The sequence below is a fragment of the Streptomyces drozdowiczii genome (genome assembly GCF_026167665.1).
Taxonomy (GTDB): Bacteria; Actinomycetota; Actinomycetes; order Streptomycetales; family Streptomycetaceae; genus Streptomyces; species Streptomyces drozdowiczii_A.
The window spans coordinates 5,672,491-5,690,897 of the sequence record NZ_CP098740.1; the positions used below are offsets into that span (position 1 = coordinate 5,672,491).

Consider the following 18,407-nt stretch of genomic DNA (forward strand, 5'->3'; position numbering starts at 1 on the left):
GTGGGGGCGGATCAGGCGAACGCGAGGTTGTAGAGGCCGCCCGCGAGCGCGCCGCCGATCAGGGGGCCGACGATCGGGACCCATGCGTAGCCCCAGTCGGAGCCGCCCTTGTTCGGCAGCGGAAGCAGCGCGTGCACGATACGCGGACCGAGGTCGCGCACCGGGTTGATCGCGTACCCCGTCGGCCCGCCGAGCGACAGGCCGATGCCGACGACGACCAGGGCGGTGATCAGCGCGCCCAGCGTGCCGAGCCCGTTGCCGTCGTCGTTGAGGCCCTGGGTGAGGATGGCGAGCACCAGTACGACCGTGGCGATGACCTCGGTGAGGACGTTCTGCACCGCGTTGCGGATCTCGGGGCCCGTCGAGAAGACACCGAGGACCGGCCCCGCCTTGGGGGCCGCGGCCTGGTCGACCATGCCCTCTTCACCCGAGTGGGCGCGCAGGACGTCCTGATCCGTGAGGTGCGCCCGGAACTGTCCGTAGTAGGTGAGCCACACCAGCACCGCGCCGATCATGGCGCCGAGGAGCTGGGAGGCGAGGTAGAGCGGTACGTCGCCCCACTTGGTGCCGCCCTCGATCGCCAGGCCGATGGTGACGGCCGGGTTGAGATGCGCCCCCGACACGCCGCCGGCGAGATACGCGCCGGTCAGTACCGCGAAGCCCCACCCGAAGGTGATGGCGACCCAGCCGGCGTTCTGCGCCTTCGAGTGCTTGAGCGTGACGGCGGCACAGACACCGCCGCCGAGCAGGATGAGTACGGCGGTACCGATGGTCTCGCCGATGAAGATGTCGGAGCTGGACACCCGCGACTCCTTTGTCCTTCGTCCAGGAAGCCGAACCCCGGGTCCCACCGGTGGTCCGCGCCCTCGTGTGAGGGCTTGGCCGGCCCTGGGCACCGTCACACCCTAACGCGAATATCCGTTAAGTGTTCGACAATGCCGACCGGTGAACGGCAGTGTTTCTCCCGGGTGAAGGCAGCGTCAAGAGGGATGTGACGTACGAATCGATCGTTACGAGGGAAGCCGGCCGGGTCCGCGGGCGGCTCAGAAGCGGCGGGCGCCCAGGTCCCGCGAGACCGCTCGGGCGCAGTCGCGGACCGCCGCGACCAGCTCCGGACGCAGCTCGCCGTCCTTGCAGACCCGCTCCACCGCACCCGTGACGGCTATGGCCCCCACCGGCATCCGGCGCCGGTCGTGGATCGGCGCGGCCACCGCGGCCACGCCCTCCCAGGTCTCCTCCACGTCGGACCCCCAGCCCCGGGCCCGCACCAGGTCGAGCACCCCCTCGAACTCCTCGGCGCCGGTCACCGTCCGGGGCGTGAACGGCTGCCGCTCCGCCTCCATCGCCTCGGTGTGCGCCACCGGGTCGTACGCGGACAGCACCTTGCCCAGGGCCGTGGAGTGCAGCGGCTGCATCGCGCCCACCTCCAGGACCTGGCGGCTGTCGTCGGGGCGGAAGACGTGGTGGACGATGAGGACACCCTGTTGGTGGAGCACGCCGAGATGGACGCTCTCGCCGCTGGACCGGGCCAGGTCGTCCGTCCAGACCAGGGCCCTGGCCCGCAGCTCGTGGACGTCGAGGTAGCTGTTGCCCAGGCGGAGCAGCTCCGCGCCCAGCTGGTAGCGGCCGGAGGCGGTGTCCTGCTCCACGAAGCCCTCGTGCTGGAGGGTGCGCAGGATGCCGTGCGCGGTGCCCTTGGCCAGGCCCAGTGAGGAGGCGATGTCGGACAGCCCGAGCCGCCGCTCGCCGCCTGCCAGCAGGCGCAGCATCGCGGCCGCCCGCTCCAGCGACTGGATGTTCTTGGCCATCGCGCCGTACCCCTCCACCTTGTTCGACAATGCTGAACACTATCGGCCGATGCCGACCCGCGCTCGACCGCGGGAGAAGTCCGCAGCACCCCGCGACACCGGATCCCCCCGTCATCAGGATGCCGTCCGGCTCGTGGGACAGAGTGACGGCCCAGGTCGCGGCCCGGCTACCCTGGCCGGGTGCGCCTTCCGCCGAAGACGCAAAGCCGACAGCCGTCGCATTCCAGGGAGTACATCCATGGCCTCGTCGCCGACCCCTTCCGCCGACAGCCGGAACCGAACCGCAGCCCTCCGTGAGGCGCTCGCCACCCGTGTGGTGGTGGCCGACGGCGCCATGGGCACCATGCTCCAGGCCCAGGACCCCACGCTCGCGGACTTCGAGAACCTCGAAGGCTGCAACGAGATCCTCAACCTCACCCGGCCGGACATCGTGCGCTCGGTCCACGAGGCGTATTTCGCCGTCGGCGTGGACTGCGTCGAGACCAACACCTTCGGGGCCAACACGGCGGCGCTCGGTGAGTACGACATTCCCGAGCGGGTCCACGAGCTGTCCGAGGCCGGTGCGCGCATCGCCCGCGAGGTCGCCGACGCGTACACCTCCTCCACCGGCGAGCAGCGCTGGGTGCTCGGCTCCATGGGCCCCGGCACCAAGCTGCCGACCCTCGGCCACATCGCGTACGCCACCGTCCGCGACGGCTTCCAGGCGAACGCCGAGGGCCTGATCGCCGGCGGCGCCGACGCGCTGATCGTGGAGACGACGCAGGACCTCCTCCAGACCAAGGCCGCCGTCCTCGGCGCCCGCCGCGCCCTCGACGCCCTCGGCAGCGACCTCCCGCTGCTGTGCTCCCTGGCCTTCGAGACGACCGGCACCATGCTCCTCGGCTCCGAGATCGGCGCGGCCCTGACCGCCCTGGAACCCCTCGGCATCGACATGATCGGCCTGAACTGCTCGACCGGTCCGGACGAGATGAGCGAGCACCTGCGCTACCTCACCCGGCACTCCCGCATCCCGCTGCTCTGCATGCCCAACGCCGGACTGCCGGTCCTCACCAAGGACGGCGCGCACTTCCCGCTCGACGCCGAGGGTCTGGCCGACGCGCAGGAGACCTTCGTCCAGGAGTACGGCCTCTCGCTGGTCGGCGGCTGCTGCGGGACGACCCCGGAGCACCTGCGCCAGGTCGTCGAGCGGGTACGCGGCACGGCCCCGGGCGCCCGCGACCCGCGCCCCGAGCCCGGCGCCGCCTCGCTCTACCAGACCATCCCGTTCCGCCAGGACACCGCGTACCTGGCGATCGGTGAGCGTACGAACGCCAACGGGTCCAAGAAGTTCCGCGAGGCCATGCTGGAGGCCCGCTGGGACGACTGCGTGGAGATGGCCCGCGACCAGATCCGCGAGGGCGCGCACATGCTCGACCTGTGCGTCGACTACGTGGGCCGCGACGGCGTCGCCGACATGGACGAGCTGGCCGGCCGCTTCGCCACCGCCTCCACCCTGCCGATCGTCCTGGACTCCACGGAACTGCCCGTGCTCCGGGCGGGCCTGGAGAAGCTGGGCGGCCGCGCGGTCCTCAACTCCGTCAACTACGAGGACGGGGACGGCCCCGAGTCCCGCTTCGCCAAGGTCACCCAGCTGGCCGCCGAGCACGGCGCGGCGCTCATCGCGCTGACCATCGACGAGGAGGGCCAGGCCCGTACGGCCGAGCACAAGGTCGCCATCGCCGAACGGCTCATCGCGGACCTGACCGGCACCTGGGGCATCCAGGAGTCGGACATCCTCATCGACACCCTGACCTTCACCATCTGCACCGGTCAGGAGGAGTCCCGCAAGGACGGCATCGCCACCATCGAGGCGATCCGCGAGCTGAAGAAGCGCCACCCGGACGTGCAGACCACGCTCGGCCTCTCCAACATCTCCTTCGGCCTCAACCCGGCCGCCCGCGTCGTGCTGAACTCGGTCTTCCTGGACGAGTGCGTGAAGGCCGGGCTGGACTCCGCGATCGTGCACGCCTCGAAGATCCTGCCGATCGCGCGCCTCGAGGAGGAGCAGGTCAAGGTCGCGCTGGACCTGATCTACGACCGGCGCGCCGAGGGCTACGACCCCTCCAGAGGCTCATGGAGCTGTTCGAGGGCGTCAACATGAAGTCGCTCAAGGAGGGCAAGGCCGAGGAGCTGGCCGCCCTGCCGCTGGACGAGCGGCTTCAGCGCCGGATCATCGACGGCGAGAAGAACGGCCTGGAGGACGACCTCTCCGAGGCGCTGAAGGACACGCCGGCGCTCGACATCGTCAACAACACCCTCCTGGAGGGCATGAAGGTCGTCGGTGAGCTGTTCGGCTCCGGCCAGATGCAGCTGCCGTTCGTCCTCCAGTCCGCCGAGGTCATGAAGAGCGCGGTCGCCTACCTCGAACCGCACATGGAGAAGTCGGACGCCGAGGGCAAGGGCACCATCGTCCTGGCCACCGTCCGCGGCGACGTCCACGACATCGGCAAGAACCTCGTCGACATCATCCTCTCCAACAACGGGTTCAACGTCGTCAACATCGGCATCAAGCAGCCCGTCTCCGCGATCCTGGAGGCCGCCGAGGAGCACAAGGCCGACGTCATCGGGATGTCCGGCCTCCTCGTCAAGTCCACGGTGATCATGAAGGAGAACCTGGAGGAGCTGAACCAGCGCAAGCTGGCCGCCGACTACCCGGTCATCCTCGGCGGGGCCGCACTCACCCGCGCCTATGTGGAGCAGGACCTGCACGAGATCTACGAGGGCGAGGTGCGCTACGCGCGCGACGCCTTCGAGGGCCTGCGCCTGATGGACGCGCTCATCGCCGTCAAGCGCGGCGTGCCCGGCGCCACGCTGCCCGAGCTGAAGCAGCGCCGCGTCCCCAAGCGGGACACCGCCGTCCTGGAGGTGGCCGAGCCGGAGGAGGGCGTCCGCTCCGACGTCTCCGTCACCAACCCGGTCCCCTCCCCGCCGTTCTGGGGCAGCCGGGTCGTCAAGGGCATCCAGCTCAAGGAGTACGCCTCCTGGCTGGACGAGGGCGCCCTCTTCAAGGGCCAGTGGGGCCTCAAGCAGGCCAGGGCCGGCGACGGACCCACGTACGAGGAGCTGGCCGAGAGCGAGGGACGCCCGCGGCTGCGCGGCCTCCTCGACCGCCTCCAGACGGAGAACCTGCTCGAAGCGGCCGTCGTCTACGGCTACTACCCCTGCGTCTCCAAGGGCGACGACCTGATCCTGCTCCACGAGGACGGCTCCGAGCGCACCCGCTTCACCTTCCCGCGCCAGCGCCGCGGCCGCCGCCTCTGCCTGGCGGACTTCTTCCGCCCCGAGGAGTCCGGCGAGACGGACGTCGTCGGCCTCCAGGTCGTCACCGTCGGCTCCAGGATCGGCGGCGAGACCGCCAAGCTCTTCGAGGCCAACGCCTACCGCGACTACCTGGAGCTGCACGGCCTCTCCGTCCAGCTCGCCGAGGCGCTGGCCGAGTACTGGCACGCCCGGGTCCGCTCGGAGCTGGGCTTCGCGGGGGAGGACCCGGCGGAGGTCGAGGACATGTTCGCCCTGAAGTACCGGGGCGCGCGCTTCTCGCTCGGCTACGGCGCCTGCCCGGACCTGGAGGACCGCGCCAAGATCGCGGACCTGCTCCAGCCGGAGCGGATCGGCGTCCACCTCTCCGAGGAGTTCCAGCTGCACCCCGAGCAGTCGACCGACGCGATCGTCATCCACCACCCCGAGGCGAAGTACTTCAACGCGCGGTAAGAGTCCGTTCGACGCGTCGTAGCCGATCACGTCGTACACTGGTCGGTCCAGCGCAGGCCGGTCGCCCATCCTCCGGGACGGGTGGCCGGCCTTCTCGTCCCTGATGGAAGGTGTGCCGGATGACCAGTACGGTTCCCGCGTCCCTGACCCGCACGGCGGAGGGCGCTGCCCTCCAGGCCGTCTTTCTCGACATGGACGGCACCCTGGTCGACACCGAGGGCTTCTGGTGGGACGTCGAGGTCGAGGTCTTCGCCGGCCTCGGCCACCGGCTGGACGAGGCATGGCGCGACGTGGTCGTCGGCGGGCCCATGTCGCGCAGCACCGGGTACCTCATCGAGGCGACCGGCGCGGACATCACCCTCGACGAGGCCGCCGTACTGCTCAACGACCGCTTCGAGAAGCGCATCGGCAACGGGGTGCCGCTGATGCCCGGCGCCGCCCGCCTCCTCGCCGAACTGCGCCGGCACGAGATCCCCACCGCCCTCGTCTCCGCCTCGCACCGCCGCATCATCGACCGGGTCCTGGACTCGGTGGGCCACCACCACTTCGCGCTCACCGTCGCCGGCGACGAGGTCACCCGCACCAAGCCGCACCCCGAGCCTTACCTCACCGCCGCGCGCGGCTTCGGCGCCGACCCCCGGATGTGCGCCGTCATCGAGGACACCGCGACCGGGGTGGCCGCCGCCGAGGCCGCCGGCTGCCGGGTGGTCGCCGTGCCCTCGGTCTCCCCGATCGCCCCCGCCGAGGGCCGGGTGGTCGTGGGATCGCTGGAGGAAGTGAATCTCACATTCCTCCGGAACCTCATCAACTGAATGCGCCGGCGCGGGCACCGAGAGTATTCCTGTGAATGAAAGGAAAAGCTCTCGCGGTGGCCGTGCGAAAGAATTCCGCGCGCGACCCCCGTCCCATATTCCGGAACGCGCCCGCTAATGTATTTCTCCCTGAACCGATGAGGGAGAACGGCCCATCATGAAACGCAAGACCCTGGTGCTGCCGGCTGTCGCGGGCCTCCTGGCGCCCGTGCTCGCCGGCTGCGGTACGGCGGGCGGCGGCACCACGGGGAGCGGCAGCGACGGCATCGTCGTCGGCACCACGGACCGGATCGCCGCCTCCGCCGAAGCGCCCGCCCCCCTCGACCCGGCCGTCGGCTACGAGGCGGGCGTCTGGAACGTGCTGCGGCAGACCGTGCAGACCCTGATGGCCACCCCGCGCGGCGGCGGCCTCCCGGTCCCCGAGGCGGCCGAGAGCTGCGGCTTCACGGACCGCGAGAGCGAGAGCTACCGCTGCCGGCTGCGCGCCGGACTCACCTTCGCGGACGGCACCCCCGTCACCGCCGACGACGTCAAGTACTCCCTCGACCGGGTCCGGCGCATCAAGTCCGCGAACGGGCCCGCCGCCCTCCTGGAGAACATCGACACCGTCGAGACCGCCGGTGCCCGCGAGGTCGTCTTCCACCTCAAGACGCCCGACGCCACCTTCCCGTACAAGCTCGCCACCCCGCCCGCCGGAATCGTTCCGCGCGACCGGTACCCCGCGAATTCCGCCCGCAGGGGATTCCAGGTGGACGGCTCGGGGCCGTACACCATGAAACCGGAAGTGAAATCCGGGCGGGTTGTGAAAATCGCCTTCACCAGGAATCCCCATTACCGGGGGAGCTACGAGGTGCGCAGCGGATCCGTCGAACTCGATCTCTTTCCCGACGCCACCGCGATGGGCAAGGCGTTCGACGCCGAGAAGATCGGCATGATGGCCCGCACCATCTCCACCGACCGGGCCCAGAAGATGCTGGCCAAGCCCGAGAACGGGATCCGGCTCACCGAGATGCCCGGACTCGCCATCAGCTACCTCGGCTTCGACACCGAGGAACCCGCCCTCCGGAACAAGGCCGTCCGCCAGGCCATCGCCCAGGTGGTCGACCGGGGCAGGATCGCGAGCGAGGTCTACGGCACCACCGTCGAACCGCTCTACTCACTCATCCCGAGCGGGATCACCGCCCACGACAACGCGTTCTACAGCACCTACGGCGAACCCAGCGCCGCCAAGGCCGCCGCCCTCCTCAGGAAGGCCGGGATCCGGACCCCCGTGCGCTTCACCCTGCACTACACCGACGACCACTACGGCCGGGACACCGCCACCGAGTTCCAGGCGCTGAAGAAGCAGCTCAACGACACCGGGCTCTTCGACGTCACCGTCGAGGGCACCCCCTGGACCCGCTACCGCCCCGCCGAACTCCGCGGTGACTACGCCGCCTACGGCATGGGCTGGTTCCCCGACTTCCCGGACCCGGACAACTACACGGCGCCCTTCCTCGGCCCGGACAACTTCCTCGGCTCGCCCTACACCTCCACCGAGGCCCGGGACCTCATCGCGCACTCCCGCCGACAGGCCGACCGGAGCGACGCCGCGCCCGCCTTCGAACGGCTCCAGGACATCGTCGCCCGGGACGTACCCGTCCTCCCGCTCTGGCAGGGCAAGCAGTACGTCGCCTCCCGCGAGGAGCTGAGCGGCGTCGAATGGGCCGTCGACTCGGGCGCCGACCTCCACCTCTGGGAACTGGGCCGGGGCACCGACTAGGACAGGCCCTGGCGCCCCGGTGTCACTGCGCGCCGGGGCGCACCAGGCCGCTCTCGTACGCGTACACCGCGGCCTGGACCCGGTCGCGCAGGCCCAGCTTCGTCAGCACATGGCCCACATGGGTCTTCACCGTCGTCTCGCTGACGAACAGGTCGGCGGCGATCTCCGCGTTCGACAGGCCGCGCGCCACCAGCTTCAGCACCTCGACCTCGCGGTCCGTCAGCGTGTGCAGCGTGTCCGGCACGGGCTCCTCGCCCGACGGCAGGTGGTCCGCGTACTTGTCGAGCAGCCGGCGCGTCACGCTCGGGGCGAGCATCGCCTCACCGCCCGCCACCACCCGGATCGCCTGCACCAGCTCATCGGCCGGCGCGTCCTTCAGCAGGAAGCCGCTCGCCCCGGCGCGCAGCGCCTCCACCACGTACTCGTCCAGGTCGAAGGTGGTCAGCACCAGCACCTTCGCCGGACCGTCCCGGCCGGGACCGGTGATCTGCCGGGTCGCCTCGACGCCGTCCATGCGCGGCATCCGGATGTCCATCAGCACCACATCGGGCTGGAGCGCGCGCACCTGGTCCAGAGCCTGGAGACCGTCACCGGCCTCACCCACCACCGCCAGATCGCCCTCGGCCTCCAGGATCATCCGGAAGCCCGTGCGCAGCAGCGGTTGGTCGTCGACCAGAAGGACGCGGATAGCCACCAGATCTCCTCAATGCCCGTCGAGGGCCACAGGCCGGCCGGCCTCGGCCCGGACCGGCTCCATTCTGCCCTGGTCATCCTCCGCCGCACCGGCCGGGCGGACCGTCAGCGGATACACCGGGGGAGTCCCGCCGAATTCCGGACAGAGCGCCTGGTGGTCGCACCAGCCGCACAGCTTCGTCGGACGCGGCCGCCACTCGCCCGTCCGCGTCGCCAGCGAGATCGCCTCCCACAGCGCCAGCAGCTTGCGCTCCACCCGCTCCAGGTCCGCCACCACCGGGTCGTACGTCAGCACGTCACCGCTGCCCAGATAGACCAGCTGGAGCCGGCGCGGCACCACGCCCTTCAGCCGCCAGATCACCAGCGCGTAGAACTTCATCTGGAACAGCGCGCCCTCCGCGTACTCCGGACGCGGCGCCTTCCCCGTCTTGTAGTCCACGATCCGGACGTCGCCCGTCGGCGCCACGTCGATGCGGTCGATCACCCCGCGCAGCCGCAGCCCCGACTCCAGCTCCGTCTCCACGAACAGCTCGCGCTCCGCCGGCTCCAGACGCGTCGGGTCCTCCAGCGAGAACCAGCGCTCCACCAGCCGCTCCGCCTGGGCCAGCCACCCCGCCAGCCGCTCGCCCCCCGGATCCTCCGCGAACAGCTCGCCCAGCTCCGGCTTCGACTCCAGCAGCCGGTCCCACTGCCCCGGAATCAGTGCCGTCGCCCGGCCCGGCGTGCGCTCCGCCGCGGGGTTGTCGAACAGCCGCTCAAGCACCGCATGGACCAGCGTCCCCCGGGTAGCCGCCTCGCTGGGCTTCTGCGGCAGCTTGTCGATCACACGGAAGCGGTACAGCAGGGGGCACTGCATGAAATCGCTCGCCCGCGAAGGGGAGAGCGAGGAAGGCGGCTGCGGCACCGGCTGGGACGGCGGCGGAACGGAGGTCATGCGAAGACCCTACGACCCGCCACTGACACCAACCGGCATACCATCGACCACAGACCCTCGAACACCGCATCATCGTGCCGAAAGGCACCGAACCGAAGGGACCTCGTGGACGAGAGCGGCGACGGCCGGCGACCGCAGCCCGGCCCGGCGGCCCCCGGCCCCGGAGACGGCCCCGGCAAGGACGCGCCCCCGCGCCGGGACGAGCCCGGAGGCGGCATCCTCATGGGCCGCCCCTTCGGTGTACCCGTCTACGTCGCCCCCAGCTGGTTCCTGGTGGCGGCCCTGATCACCTGGGTCTTCGGCGGCCAGCTCGACCGGGTGCTGCCCGACCTCGGCGCCGCGCGCTACCTCGTCGCGCTCTTCTTCGCGATCGCCTTCTACGCCTCCGTCCTCGTCCACGAACTCGCCCACACGATCGCCGCCCTGCGCTACAAGCTCCCCGTACGGCGCATCCAGCTCCAGTTCTTCGGCGGCGTCTCGGAGATCGAGAAGGAGACGGAGACCCCCGGCCGCGAATTCGTCCTCGCCTTCGTCGGACCGCTGCTCTCCCTCGTCCTGGGCGGGCTCTTCTACGTACCCCTGCGCTTCGTGGAACGCGGCACCGTCCCCGCCGTCCTGCTCGGCGGGCTGATGATCTCCAACCTCATCGTCGCCGCCTTCAACCTGCTGCCCGGCCTCCCGCTCGACGGCGGCCGCATGCTCAGGGCCGTCGTCTGGAAGATCACCGGCAAGCCGATGAGCGGCACGGTCGCCGCCGCCTGGGTCGGCCGCGCGCTCGCCGTCGGCACCCTTGTCGGCCTCCCGCTCCTCACCCGCAGCGGCTCCCTGGGCAACGACGCCGGCGAGATCAGCGGCATGGACACCGTCACCGACGCCCTGCTCGCCGCGATTCTCGCCGCCATCATCTGGACCGGCGCCGGCAACAGCCTGCGCATGGCCCGGCTCCGCGAGCACCTGCCCGGCCTCCGCGCCCGCAGCCTCACCCGCCGCGCCGTCCCCGTCGAGCCCGCCACCCCGCTCTCCGAGGCGCTGCGCCGGGCCAACGAGGCCGGCGCCCGCGCCCTGGTCGTCGTGGACGGCACCGGCGAGCCCAAGGCCCTCGTCCGGGAGACGGCCATCGTCGCCGTCCCCGAGCACCGCCGCCCCTGGGTCGCCGTCAGCGGCCTCGCCCAGGACCTCACCGACGGCATGAGGGTCCCCGCCGAACTCGCCGGCGAAGCCCTCCTGGACCGCCTCAAGGCCACCCCCGCCACCGAATACCTCGTGGTGGAGGAGACCGGCGAGATCTACGGCGTCCTCTCCACCGCCGACGTCGAGCGCGCCTTCGTCGCCGCCATGGCCCGCCCCGCCGCCTGACACCCCCCGCATCCCCGTACATCCGTACGGGCGGCGGTCGGCGGCCCCCGAAACACCGGTACGCTGGTCACATGTCTGAACCGACCGGTGCCGCCCGCCGACGCGGGCCCTTCAAGGTCGGGGACCAGGTCCAGCTCACCGATCCCAAGGGACGCCACCACACCTTCACGCTCGAAGCCGGAAAGAACTTCCACACCCACAAGGGTTCTTTCCCGCACGACGAGCTGATCGGTGCCCCCGAGGGCAGTGTGGTCCGTACCACGGGAAACGTCGCCTACCTCGCGCTGCGCCCCCTGCTCCCCGACTACGTCCTGTCCATGCCCCGCGGCGCCGCCGTGGTCTACCCGAAGGACGCGGGCCAGATCCTCGCCTTCGGCGACATCTTCCCCGGCGCCCGCGTCGTGGAAGCGGGCGTCGGCTCGGGCGCGCTCTCCACCTTCCTGCTCCGCGCCATCGGCGAACAGGGCATGCTGCACTCGTACGAGCGCCGCGAGGACTTCGCCGAGATCGCCCAGCAGAACGTGGAGCGCTACTTCGGCAGCCCCCACCCCGCCTGGCAGCTCACGGTCGGCGACCTCCAGGACAACCTCACGGACACCGACGTGGACCGCGTCGTGCTGGACATGCTGGCGCCCTGGGAGTGCCTGGACGTCGTCTCCAAGGCGCTCGTCCCCGGCGGCATCCTCTGCGCGTACGTCGCCACCACCACCCAGCTCTCCCGGACGGTCGAGTCCATCCGTGAGATCGGCTGCTTCGCCGAGCCGCAGCCCTGGGAGTCGATGATCCGCAACTGGCACGTGGAGGGCCTGGCCGTGCGCCCGGACCACCGCATGATCGGCCACACCGGCTTCCTCGTCACCGCCCGCCGGCTCGCCGACGGCGTCGAGGCCCCGGCCCGCCGTCGCCGCCCCTCCAAGGGCGCCTACGGCGAGGACTACGACGGCCCGGGCGGCCGGAGCGGCGCCTCCCGCGACTGACCCCGCGGCAACGCACCGGCGCCGCCGCCGAGTTCCCGGACCGACCCGGGAGCCCGGCGGCGGCGCCTTCTCCGCAAGCGGCGCGCCATCCTCGCGCACCCCACCGTTCCGCTGCCGTGTGAGGTGTGGCACGATGCTGGCCACCCCCGTACCGCCGACGCCGACGGCCGCACCACAGGAACCACAGGAGACAGCCCGCGTGCAGACCTCCGCGCTCCCGGACCTCGCGCACACCGACACCCGGCCCATGCACTGGCTCGCCACCGCGGCGGCCATGGCCGCCGTCGTCGCGGCAGCCGGTCTGCTCCAGCCCGACAGCAGCGCCTCGGCCTCCACCCGGCACCGCACCACGGCCCAGCAGCAGCACGAGGAAGCGGCCGTCGCCCCGGACCCGGCCAAGGCGGACTTCCCGCTGGACTGCGGCAACGTCGGCACCACCGTGGCCAAGCAGGCCCCCGGCGACCTCGACGGGGACGGCAGGCCCGAGACCGTCGCGGTCGTCCACTGCGCGGCCGGATCGGGCACCCCGCCCAGCGGCGTCTACGTCCTCACCCAGGCGGGCGGGGCCGCGCCCAGGATCGTCGCGACCCTGGTGGACCCCGCCCAGCAGCTGACCATCGGCGACTTCACGGTCCGCGACCGCGTCATCTCCGCCACGCTTCTCGGCTACTCCTCGTCCTCGGTGCCCTCGTGCTGCCCCGACCAGCAGGAGAAGGTCACCTGGAAGTGGCAGAACGGCGCCTTCATGCGCAGCGGCGACACGGACAGGGACGCCGGCGCGGGCGTCTGACCCCGGCCGGGCAGCGCCGCCCGGGGCCCGGGAGGATCAAGCCGCCTCGGGGCCGTACACCTCGACCCTGTCCGAAACGCGACGTACATGAATGCAGTCGCCCGGGCACTCCTTGGCCGAATCCACGACGTCCTGGAGCAGCGGCAGCGGCACCGGCGTGGTCGCGCCCTTGTCCTGCAGCAGCTCGTCGTCCTCGCTCTTCACATACGCCAGACCGTCGATGTCCAGCTCGAACACCTCGGGCGCGTACTGCACGCAGATGCCGTCCCCCGTGCACAGGTCCTGGTCGATCCAGACCTCCAGGTCCTGCGTCTCGCCACCGTTGGGAGAGTCCTGCCGCACGGTCATGTCGCCTGCCGTTTCCTGCGTAGCCGGACCGGGAAAGAGCCAGCCCTGACGGGTGTTGAACGCTTTGACGATACAACCGGCCGCTTTCCGATGTTGAACGGTGGGTATCCCCCTGGGACGGGGGAGAGCGCAAGGGTGAAGATCGGACACACCTCACAGTCTTTGTGATCTAGGGGTTTCAATCACCACCCACGCAGGTAGGGTCAGGAAGCGTCCAGCTCCCCTTGGAGGAGGTGAGGACCGTGGCAGCCCACGACGACGACATCAACCGCGGCATCCGGCCCGGGCGGGGGTCCGACGACCCAGCCGGCCAGGTCGCCTATCTCGAGCAGGAAATCGCCGTCCTGCGACGTAAGCTCGCCGACTCTCCGCGTCATACGAGGATTCTCGAAGAGCGGATCGTCGAACTGCAGACCAACCTCGCAGGCGTGTCCGCCCAGAACGAGCGGCTCGCCAGCACGCTCCGCGAGGCCCGCGACCAGATCGTGGCCCTCAAGGAGGAGGTCGACCGGCTCGCACAGCCGCCGGCCGGCTTCGGGGTGTTCCTGCAGGCGAACGAGGACGGCACCTGCGACATCTTCACCGGGGGCCGCAAGCTCCGGGTGAACGTAAGTCCCAGCGTCGAACTCGAAGACCTCAGGCGCGGCCAGGAGGTCATGCTCAACGAAGCGCTCAACGTGGTCGACGCCATGGAATTCGAGCGTGCCGGGGACATCGTCACCCTCAAGGAGATCCTTGAGGACGGCGAACGCGCCCTGGTCATCGGGCACACCGACGAGGAAAGGGTGGTGAGGCTCGCCGAGCCGCTGCTGGACATCACCATCCGCCCCGGCGACGCCCTGCTGCTCGAACCCAGGTCCGGCTACGTCTACGAAGTCGTGCCCAAGAGCGAGGTCGAAGAACTCGTCCTCGAAGAAGTGCCCGACATCGACTACGACAAGATCGGCGGTCTGGGCGACCAGATCGAGCTGATCCGCGACGCGGTCGAGCTCCCCTATCTCCACCCCGACCTCTTCAAGGAGCACGAGCTCCGCCCGCCGAAGGGCATCCTGCTCTACGGTCCGCCCGGCTGCGGCAAGACGCTCATCGCCAAGGCCGTCGCCAACTCCCTGGCGAAGAAGGTCGCCGAAGTCACCGGACAGCCCGCCGGCAAGAGCTACTTCCTCAACATCAAGGGCCCCGAACTCCTCAACAAGTACGTCGGCGAGACCGAGCGCCACATCCGCCTGGTCTTCCAGCGTGCCCGCGAGAAGGCGAGCGAGGGCACCCCCGTCATCGTCTTCTTCGACGAGATGGAGTCGCTCTTCCGCACCCGTGGATCGGGCGTCAGCTCGGACGTGGAGAACACCATCGTCCCGCAGCTGCTCGCCGAGATCGACGGTGTGGAGGGCCTGGAGAACGTCATCGTCATCGGCGCCTCCAACCGCGAGGACATGATCGACCCGGCGATCCTGCGGCCGGGCCGGCTCGACGTCAAGATCAAGATCGAGCGCCCCGACGCGGAGGCCGCGAAGGACATCTTCGCGAAGTACCTCACGCCTTCGCTGCCGCTGCACGCCGACGACCTGGCCGAGCACACCGGGTCCAAGGAAGCCGCCGCGCACGCCATGATCCAGTCGGTCGTCGAGCGGATGTACACCGAGTCCGAGGAGAACCGCTTCCTCGAGGTCACGTACGCCAACGGCGACAAGGAGGTCCTGTACTTCAAGGACTTCAACTCCGGCGCCATGATCCAGAACATCGTGGACCGGGCCAAGAAGATGGCCATCAAGGCCTTCCTCGACCACGGCCAGAAGGGCCTTCGCGTCTCCCACCTCCTCCAGGCATGCGTGGACGAGTTCAAGGAGAACGAGGACCTGCCGAACACCACCAACCCGGACGACTGGGCCCGTATCTCCGGCAAGAAGGGCGAGCGGATCGTCTTCATCCGCACGCTCGTCACCGGAAAGCAGGGCGCGGACACCGGCCGCTCCATCGACACGGTGGCCAACACCGGTCAGTACCTGTAGAAGGCCGAACCGGCTGCGGATGCCCGCCGGGCATCCGCAGCCGGTTGCTTTCCGGCCACCCGCGGCGACACCGCGGCAATGACGACGCAATTGATCTCCCCACCGGCACGCGGGCGTTCTAGGCTCAGGCGTACCGCCCGTTCACGCAGCGCGGGACGGGCAGACCGCGCACGCACCGAACAAGCAGCGGTACTTGAGCGCCGCCCCCGGAAGGGAGCGCCGCCGGGCAAGGAGGGCCGCATGACCGTACGGCGAGTAATGGGCATCGAGACGGAGTACGGGATCTCCGTCCCCGGACACCCCAACGCCAATGCCATGCTCACCTCGTCCCAGATCGTCAACGCGTACGCGGCGGCGATGCACCGGGCGCGCCGCGCCCGCTGGGACTTCGAGGAGGAGAATCCGCTGCGGGACGCGCGAGGCTTCGACCTCGCCCGCGAGACCGCCGACTCCAGCCAGCTCACGGACGAGGACATCGGCCTGGCCAATGTCATCCTCACCAACGGGGCCCGGCTCTACGTCGACCACGCGCACCCCGAGTACAGCTCGCCGGAGATCACCAACCCCAGGGACGCGGTCCTGTGGGACAAGGCCGGCGAACGGATCATGGCCGAGGCGGCCGAGCGCGCGGCGCAGCTCCCGGGCGCCCAGCCGATCCACCTCTACAAGAACAACACCGACAACAAGGGCGCCTCCTACGGGACGCACGAGAACTACCTGATGAAGCGGGAGACCCCGTTCTCGGACATCGTGCGCCACCTGACGCCGTTCTTCGTCTCGCGCCAGGTGGTCACCGGCGCCGGACGGGTCGGGATCGGCCAGGACGGCGGCGAGCACGGCTTCCAGCTCAGCCAGCGCGCCGACTACTTCGAGGTCGAGGTCGGCCTGGAGACCACGCTCAAGCGCCCCATCATCAACACCCGCGACGAACCGCACTCGGACGCAGACAAGTACCGCCGGCTCCATGTGATCATCGGCGACGCGAACCTCTCCGAGATCTCGACGTATCTGAAGCTGGGCACCACCTCGCTCGTCCTGTCCATGATCGAGGACGGCTTCATCAACGTCGACCTGGCCGTCGACCAGCCGGTGCGCACGCTGCACCAGGTCTCCCACGACCCCGGGCTCCAGCAGCTGATCACGCTGCGCAGCGGCCGGACACTCACCGCGGTGCAGCTCCAGATGGAGTACTTCGAGCTGGGCCGCAAATACGTCGAGGAACGCTACGGCGCGGACGCGGACGAGCAGACCAAGGACATCCTCAGCCGGTGGGAGGACACCCTGAACCGGCTGGAGAACGACCCGATGAGCCTGGCCGGCGAGCTGGACTGGGTGGCGAAGCGGCAGCTCATGGAGGGCTACCGGCGCCGCGACGGCCTGGACTGGGACGCCGCCCGGCTGCATCTGGTGGACCTCCAGTACGCGGACGTACGGCAGGACAAGGGGCTGTACAACCGTCTGGTGGCGCGCGGCCGGATGAAGCGCCTCCTGGACGAGCGCGACGTCGAGCGGGCCCGTACGGCGCCGCCCGAGGACACCAGGGCGTACTTCCGCGGCCGCTGCCTCGAACAGTACGCGGACGACGTGGCCGCGGCCTCCTGGGATTCGGTGATCTTCGATCTGCCGGGCCAGGACTCCCTCCAGCGGGTGCCCACGATGGAGCCGCTGCGCGGCACCCGGGAGCATGTGAAATCGCTCCTGGACCGGTGCCGTACGGCGCAGGAGCTGGTCGACGTCCTCTCGGGCCGCTGAAAGCGCCTGAAAGGGCTCCCGGCTGGGAATCATTCCGATGACCTCCGGACGTTGAGACAAGTACCGGGCCAATGTCGGACCCCGTAGGTAGGGTCTGATCAAGTGCTTCGAACCGAGCGGGGTGAGCTAGATGGCGACCAAGGACACCGGCGGCGGACAGCAGAAGGCGACGCGCTCCACCGAGGAGGTCGAGGAGCAGGCGCAGGACGCGCAGGCTTCTGAGGACCTCAAGGAACGCCAGGAGAAGCTGAGCGACGACGTGGACGACGTCCTCGACGAGATCGACGACGTCCTGGAGTCGAATGCCGAGGACTTCGTCAGGTCATTCGTACAAAAGGGCGGCGAGTAACCGGCCCCGCGCCGGAGGCCGGCGGCGGGTGTGCGGCACGGGCGGACCGCCCGTGCCGCACCTCGCGGGCACGGACCGCGCTCCCCGTCCGATTGCCTGCGTCTTCTATGTGGATCACCGCCGCGGGGCGGGTAGGGTCCGGGGCGTAACGTGCTTCAACTGCAATGCGGCGCAGGGCCATCGCAAACCTGGAGGGAAACGCGTGGAAGCCAACACTCGTAGCACCGGGCGTCTGCCGGCTGCCTTCCTGACGCCGGGGTCGTCCTCCTTCATGGACTTCCTGTCCGACCAGGCGCCGGACATGCTGCCGGGCAACCGCCAGATGCCGCCGCTGAAGGGTGCCGTCGAGGCGCCGCACGGCACCACGATCGTGGCCGCGACCTTCCCCGGCGGTGTCGTCCTGGCCGGCGACCGGCGGGCGACCATGGGCAACATGATCGCCCAGCGCGACATCGAGAAGGTCTTCCCGGCCGACGAATACTCGGCGGTGGGCATCGCCGGTACGGCGGGTCTCGCCGTGGAGATGGTGAAGCTCTTCCAGCTGGAGCTGGAGCACTTCGAGAAGGTGGAGGGCGCCCAGCTCTCCCTGGAGGGCAAGGCCAACCGGCTCTCCACGATGATCCGGAGCAACCTGGCGATGGCCATGCAGGGCCTCGCCGTCGTCCCGCTCTTCGCCGGTTACGACATCGACCGCGAGCGCGGACGCATCTTCAGCTACGACGTCACCGGCGGGCGCTCCGAGGAGCACGTCGGCTACGCGTCCACGGGTTCCGGTTCCATCTTCGCCCGGGGCTCCATGAAGAAGCTCTACCGCGACGACCTGACGGAGGAGGAGACGCTGACGCTGGTCGTGCAGGCGCTGTACGACGCGGCGGACGACGACTCGGCGACGGGTGGCCCGGACGTGGGCCGCCGTATCTATCCGATCGTCACCGTCATCACGGACGAGGGCTTCCGGAAGCTGACCGACGCGGAATCCTCCGAGATCGCCCGCTCGATTCTGGAACGCCGACTGGAACAGCCCGACGGCCCGCGCGCCGCGCTGCTCTGAGCCCGCGTTCGTATCC

General features: G+C 70.1%; 14 protein-coding genes and 2 pseudogenes. 11 read left to right on the top strand and 5 right to left on the bottom strand.

Features of this window, described 5'->3' with window-relative positions:
* Positions 1–11: 11 nt before the first annotated feature.
* On the bottom strand, positions 12–803 hold the full coding sequence (locus NEH16_RS25825) for an MIP/aquaporin family protein (RefSeq protein WP_073967951.1): 792 nt from the start codon (positions 801–803) through the stop codon (positions 12–14).
* Between the two features lie 240 nt (positions 804–1,043).
* Positions 1,044–1,808 (bottom strand): IclR family transcriptional regulator, encoded by a 765-nt coding sequence (locus NEH16_RS25830; protein ID WP_265547388.1) that lies wholly within the window; start codon positions 1,806–1,808, stop codon positions 1,044–1,046.
* 238 nt (positions 1,809–2,046) lie between these two features.
* Here NEH16_RS25830 and metH point away from each other — a divergent pair.
* From metH to NEH16_RS25845, 3 genes and pseudogenes are all read left to right on the top strand, one after another.
* A pseudogene (gene metH, locus NEH16_RS25835) lies at positions 2,047–5,558 on the top strand (methionine synthase).
* 119 nt (positions 5,559–5,677) lie between these two features.
* On the top strand, positions 5,678–6,370 hold the full coding sequence (locus NEH16_RS25840; RefSeq protein ID WP_073967947.1) for an HAD family hydrolase: 693 nt from the start codon (positions 5,678–5,680) through the stop codon (positions 6,368–6,370).
* Between the two features lie 157 nt (positions 6,371–6,527).
* The gene (locus tag NEH16_RS25845; protein ID WP_265545227.1) at positions 6,528–8,132 is read left to right on the top strand and encodes an ABC transporter substrate-binding protein; all 1,605 of its coding nucleotides are present in this window, start codon (positions 6,528–6,530) and stop codon (positions 8,130–8,132) included.
* Between the two features lie 22 nt (positions 8,133–8,154).
* On the opposite strand, the gene NEH16_RS25850 is transcribed toward NEH16_RS25845, so the two are convergent.
* A complete protein-coding gene (locus tag NEH16_RS25850) occupies positions 8,155–8,826 on the bottom strand; it encodes a response regulator (RefSeq protein WP_018103734.1) in 672 nt (223 codons plus the stop codon).
* Positions 8,827–8,835: 9 nt separating this feature from the next.
* Positions 8,836–9,681: a RecB family exonuclease gene (locus NEH16_RS25855; protein ID WP_242442217.1), complete on the bottom strand. Its 846-nt coding sequence runs from the start codon at positions 9,679–9,681 to the stop codon at positions 8,836–8,838.
* Between the two features lie 183 nt (positions 9,682–9,864).
* Between NEH16_RS25855 and NEH16_RS25860 the strand changes: the two genes are divergently transcribed.
* The 3 genes from NEH16_RS25860 (at position 9,865) to NEH16_RS25870 (ending at position 12,882) form a co-directional block, all read left to right on the top strand.
* Positions 9,865–11,115 (top strand): site-2 protease family protein, encoded by a 1,251-nt coding sequence (locus NEH16_RS25860; protein WP_073967942.1) that lies wholly within the window; start codon positions 9,865–9,867, stop codon positions 11,113–11,115.
* 71 nt (positions 11,116–11,186) lie between these two features.
* On the top strand, positions 11,187–12,092 hold the full coding sequence (locus NEH16_RS25865) for a tRNA (adenine-N1)-methyltransferase (protein WP_073967941.1): 906 nt from the start codon (positions 11,187–11,189) through the stop codon (positions 12,090–12,092).
* Positions 12,093–12,291: 199 nt separating this feature from the next.
* Entirely contained in the window at positions 12,292–12,882 is a 591-nt protein-coding gene (locus NEH16_RS25870; RefSeq protein WP_265545228.1) for a hypothetical protein, read from the top strand.
* 36 nt (positions 12,883–12,918) lie between these two features.
* Here the strand turns inward: NEH16_RS25870 and NEH16_RS25875 are convergent, their stop codons facing one another.
* Entirely contained in the window at positions 12,919–13,230 is a 312-nt protein-coding gene (locus tag NEH16_RS25875; RefSeq protein ID WP_073967938.1) for a ferredoxin, read from the bottom strand.
* 242 nt (positions 13,231–13,472) lie between these two features.
* Between NEH16_RS25875 and arc the strand changes: the two genes are divergently transcribed.
* From arc to prcB, 5 genes and pseudogenes are all read left to right on the top strand, one after another.
* Positions 13,473–15,239, top strand: a complete 1,767-nt coding sequence (gene arc / locus NEH16_RS25880; RefSeq protein WP_073967936.1) for a proteasome ATPase — start codon at positions 13,473–13,475, stop codon at positions 15,237–15,239.
* A 240-nt stretch (positions 15,240–15,479) separates the two neighbouring features.
* Positions 15,480–16,991: a depupylase/deamidase Dop gene (dop, locus tag NEH16_RS25885; RefSeq protein ID WP_073967935.1), complete on the top strand. Its 1,512-nt coding sequence runs from the start codon at positions 15,480–15,482 to the stop codon at positions 16,989–16,991.
* A 130-nt stretch (positions 16,992–17,121) separates the two neighbouring features.
* Complete coding sequence (locus NEH16_RS25890) at positions 17,122–17,340, top strand: ubiquitin-like protein Pup (protein WP_018103742.1); 219 nt, start codon at positions 17,122–17,124, stop codon at positions 17,338–17,340.
* Positions 17,341–17,446: 106 nt separating this feature from the next.
* Positions 17,447–17,591 (top strand): annotated as a pseudogene (locus tag NEH16_RS25895) (endonuclease VII domain-containing protein); the annotation flags it as partial.
* Positions 17,543–18,391 carry a proteasome subunit beta gene (gene prcB, locus NEH16_RS25900; protein WP_265545230.1) on the top strand — a complete coding sequence of 283 codons (849 nt, stop codon included), beginning with the start codon at positions 17,543–17,545 and terminating at the stop codon, positions 18,389–18,391. The pseudogene NEH16_RS25895 and the gene prcB, both read left to right, overlap by 49 nt.
* Positions 18,392–18,407 lie beyond the last annotated feature (16 nt).

Excerpts from the sequence above, each read along its gene's own strand:
- NEH16_RS25830 (WP_265547388.1), bottom strand. The coding sequence starts at position 1,808 with ATGGCCAAGAACATCCAGTCGCTGGAGCGGGCGGCCGCGATGCTGCGC.
- NEH16_RS25840 (WP_073967947.1), top strand. The coding sequence starts at position 5,678 with ATGACCAGTACGGTTCCCGCGTCCCTGACCCGCACGGCGGAGGGCGCT.
- NEH16_RS25845 (WP_265545227.1), top strand. The coding sequence starts at position 6,528 with ATGAAACGCAAGACCCTGGTGCTGCCGGCTGTCGCGGGCCTCCTGGCG.
- NEH16_RS25855 (WP_242442217.1), bottom strand. The coding sequence starts at position 9,681 with ATGCAGTGCCCCCTGCTGTACCGCTTCCGTGTGATCGACAAGCTGCCG.
- NEH16_RS25865 (WP_073967941.1), top strand. The coding sequence starts at position 11,187 with ATGTCTGAACCGACCGGTGCCGCCCGCCGACGCGGGCCCTTCAAGGTC.
- NEH16_RS25875 (WP_073967938.1), bottom strand. The coding sequence starts at position 13,230 with ATGACCGTGCGGCAGGACTCTCCCAACGGTGGCGAGACGCAGGACCTG.
- dop (WP_073967935.1), top strand. The coding sequence starts at position 15,480 with ATGACCGTACGGCGAGTAATGGGCATCGAGACGGAGTACGGGATCTCC.
- NEH16_RS25890 (WP_018103742.1), top strand. The coding sequence starts at position 17,122 with ATGGCGACCAAGGACACCGGCGGCGGACAGCAGAAGGCGACGCGCTCC.